This window comes from Pseudomonas sp. IT-347P (assembly GCF_949768005.1).
Lineage (GTDB): Bacteria > Pseudomonadota > Gammaproteobacteria > Pseudomonadales > Pseudomonadaceae > Aquipseudomonas.
The window spans coordinates 1-2,777 of record NZ_CATKPQ010000015.1 but is presented as its reverse complement, the minus strand read 5'-3'; the positions used below and the strand labels follow the sequence as shown (position 1 = coordinate 2,777).

The window sequence follows — 2,777 nt, the reverse complement described above, 5'->3', positions numbered from 1 at the left end:
AATGGTCCCAACGTTGACGTGGGGCAGGGAACGATCAAATTTTTCCTTAGCCATCGATATCACCCTCAACAGAAGAAATTAGACAAACAATATCAACCATTAAAACAAAGGCAGATATTTTCATATCTGCCTTGTTATATGGAGCTCTTGAGCGGATTTGAACCGCTGACCTCACCCTTACCAAGGGTGTGCTCTACCAACTGAGCTACAAGAGCAAAACACTTTGCACAATCTGCAAACTTGGAGCGGGTAGCGGGAATCGAACCCGCATCATCAGCTTGGAAGGCTGAGGTTCTACCACTAAACTATACCCGCGGAGCCTGCAGCTCACGCTAAAATCTGGTGGAGGGAGAAGGATTCGAACCTTCGAAGTCGTAGACGTCAGATTTACAGTCTGATCCCTTTGGCCGCTCGGGAACCCCTCCTAATCAGGCCGGCATTCTATACTATGCCAAACCCCTGTCAAGCATTTTCTCATTTAAAAACCTGAGGTTAGCTGCATTGACATCACTTCACTTTGAATTCCTGTTCAGGTCTTCGCTGTGGAGCGGGCGCTATTCTATGCAAACTATTCAGCAGGTGCAACCCCCTCACACAGCATTATTTTATGTTTTAACTCATTGAATTCCTTGGAAAGGTTTTGCAACTGGGCATCCCCTAGCAAACGCTGGCCCTGAGGCGCGACAGACAACCAAAAGCCAGCCTCAGGTGCATCCTTCGATAGAGATTGCGCCTCCACGCCCATCTCCACTAAACGCTTGCGAAGAGCAGTAATTGATTCCTGCCGAGAAAGCCCACCCAGGAACAGACACTCCTCGCGCCCAGCGTCACGCCCCTCTTTAACGTCACTGGTCATTTCGCTGAGCAAGCGAATGTCTTGCTGGGAACCTCGATACAAACTAAGAGGCGTTACATCCTTCGCCCGCAGAGGCGCCTCCTGCTGATGCCAGACATAATAGAAAACGTTGAGAACAAGAAGCAGGAGGAACAACCAACGCATACAAACCTCAGGAAAAAGGACACGCCATAGCCAACCCCACAAACACCAAGTCGGGAACAACTCGAGCCTCAGGCACAACATCCGCAACCAGCTCAGCATCACCCCCTGTTAAAAAGAATGTGAAGTCGCCTCCCCAGTAGGAGCGCGCCATTTCCAACTGCATCAACACAAAACCTCGCAACATCAGAGAACATCCGCGCTCCACCGCTTCAACGGTGGTCCGCCCAGGTTCACTGCTGGAAAGTGCGCGCTCAGCCGCCAAATCTCCGTAGCGAATCTTACGGGTATGCGTACGTAACTGATTTCGCATCAACGGCATTCCGGGGCAAATAAAACCACCCAAATGCTCACCATTTGCAGCAATAAAATCCGCAGTGACCGCCGTACCGAAATCAAGCACCAGACAAGCACCGCCCGATGCGAGGTGAAACCCGCCAAGCATGGCCAGCCATCGATCAAGCCCTAGACGCTCGTAGTCTTCATAACCATTTTTGACTCCAGACATTTCACGAGCAGGCTTCGCACACAGCACCGAAATACCAAATTCCCGCTCGATAGCATGGATTAATGCTTCAGTCTCCTCCGGGGACCTGACACTGACTAGCCGGCACTGACGGAGCATAAGCCCATCAAGGACTCTCAAATTGTCAAGCAGCGCCACGTCAGAGTCGACAACGCCTTCAGAAAAAGGAGCACCGACCGCAGCCTTCAATACTCGCCACTTAATAAAACTGTTCCCACAGTCGAGCTCAAGAATCATCACGCAACCTCAGGCTGAGCTCACCACCACTAAAGACTTTTTCCACGCCATCCACCCTCAGGCGCAGCGCACCCTGACTGTCGATCCCAAGCACTACACCATCTATATGACTGGAGCCGGCAATCAGTGACACAGAGCGATCTTGCCACAAATGATTCGCCTCCCATTCCACCTGAAGAGCCGAAAAACCTTCCATCTGATGACGCTGGATGTAAACACTTAACTGCTGACTAAGCTCAGCCACCAAGGCATTACGATCAGCGCTTCTGCCCGTCTCAAGCCGAATCGAAGTCCATTGCTGTCCCACCTCATCTGCCACCTCCATGTTCACGTTGATCCCGATACCTAGCACTACATGACAAACGTCTGCCGGATCCCCAACGAGCTCAAGGAGAATCCCTGCAATTTTCTTGTTTCCTATCAAGACATCGTTGGGCCATTTCAATCCAGTACCCGACACTCCAAAATTTCGCAGCGTCTGCAAAACAGCCAACCCCACAACAAGACTCAAGCCCTCAAGCTGGCGCATTCCACCATCAATACGCAGGACAAGGCTGTAATACAGATTTTTAGCGAACGGACTCACCCACTTGCGACCTCTTCGCCCACGCCCAGAGACTTGACGCTCCGCGAGCACTAAAAAGGGCGCCAAACTACCTTGGCCGATCGCGCGCAAAGCCTCAGCATTTGTCGAATCGATTGAGTCCAGGACGGTTACCGGCCAACCTGGCGCCATTTCCGCAATTGCCCGAGAATCGAGCAGCGTCAATGGCGCAGCCAATTGATAGCCGCGCCCCCGGACCTTATGGATGGACAAGCCAAGCTCAGCCTCAAGATGCTGAAGCTGCTTCCACACCGCGCTTCGACTTACTCCCAGGGCGGCCCCCAGATCCTGACCAGAATGGAATCGACCATCTTTCAGGAGGTTCAACAACGTCAGCATGCAGGTCTCGCCTCACAATGAGGCCCGAATAATAGCCATGCCCCGGGCCGTTGCATAGAAATCAAGCAGATACA

The 2,777-nt window shown here is 52.0% G+C and carries 3 protein-coding genes and 3 tRNA genes; all 6 read right to left on the bottom strand.

From position 1 onward, the window contains the following. Nucleotides 1-139 precede the first annotated feature (139 nt). The 6 genes from ACM6IV_RS08815 to birA all read right to left on the bottom strand — a co-directional run bounded on the left by ACM6IV_RS08815 (nucleotide 140) and on the right by birA (nucleotide 2,703). Nucleotides 140-215, bottom strand: a tRNA-Thr gene (locus ACM6IV_RS08815). Between the two features lie 26 nt (nucleotides 216-241). Beyond that, a tRNA-Gly gene (locus ACM6IV_RS08810) sits at nucleotides 242-315 on the bottom strand. Between the two features lie 25 nt (nucleotides 316-340). After that, a tRNA-Tyr gene (locus ACM6IV_RS08805) sits at nucleotides 341-425 on the bottom strand. A 143-nt stretch (nucleotides 426-568) separates the two neighbouring features. Next, nucleotides 569-1,000 (bottom strand): hypothetical protein, encoded by a 432-nt coding sequence (locus tag ACM6IV_RS08800; RefSeq protein ID WP_414869627.1) that lies wholly within the window; start codon nucleotides 998-1,000, stop codon nucleotides 569-571. A gap of 7 nt (nucleotides 1,001-1,007) precedes the next feature. After that, nucleotides 1,008-1,760: a pantothenate kinase gene (locus tag ACM6IV_RS08795; protein ID WP_414869626.1), complete on the bottom strand. Its 753-nt coding sequence runs from the start codon at nucleotides 1,758-1,760 to the stop codon at nucleotides 1,008-1,010. Beyond that, nucleotides 1,750-2,703, bottom strand: coding sequence for a bifunctional biotin--[acetyl-CoA-carboxylase] ligase/biotin operon repressor BirA (gene birA, locus ACM6IV_RS08790; protein ID WP_414869625.1), 954 nt, complete (start codon nucleotides 2,701-2,703; stop codon nucleotides 1,750-1,752). Before birA ends, ACM6IV_RS08795 begins: the two co-directional genes overlap by 11 nt. Nucleotides 2,704-2,777: the final 74 nt, after the last annotated feature.

What these genes read in the sequence shown, in the direction of transcription:
- ACM6IV_RS08800 (WP_414869627.1), bottom strand. Translation starts at nt 1,000, where the DNA reads ATGCGTTGGTTGTTCCTCCTGCTTCTTGTTCTCAACGTTTTCTATTAT.
- ACM6IV_RS08795 (WP_414869626.1), bottom strand. Translation starts at nt 1,760, where the DNA reads ATGATTCTTGAGCTCGACTGTGGGAACAGTTTTATTAAGTGGCGAGTA.
- birA (WP_414869625.1), bottom strand. Translation starts at nt 2,703, where the DNA reads ATGCTGACGTTGTTGAACCTCCTGAAAGATGGTCGATTCCATTCTGGT.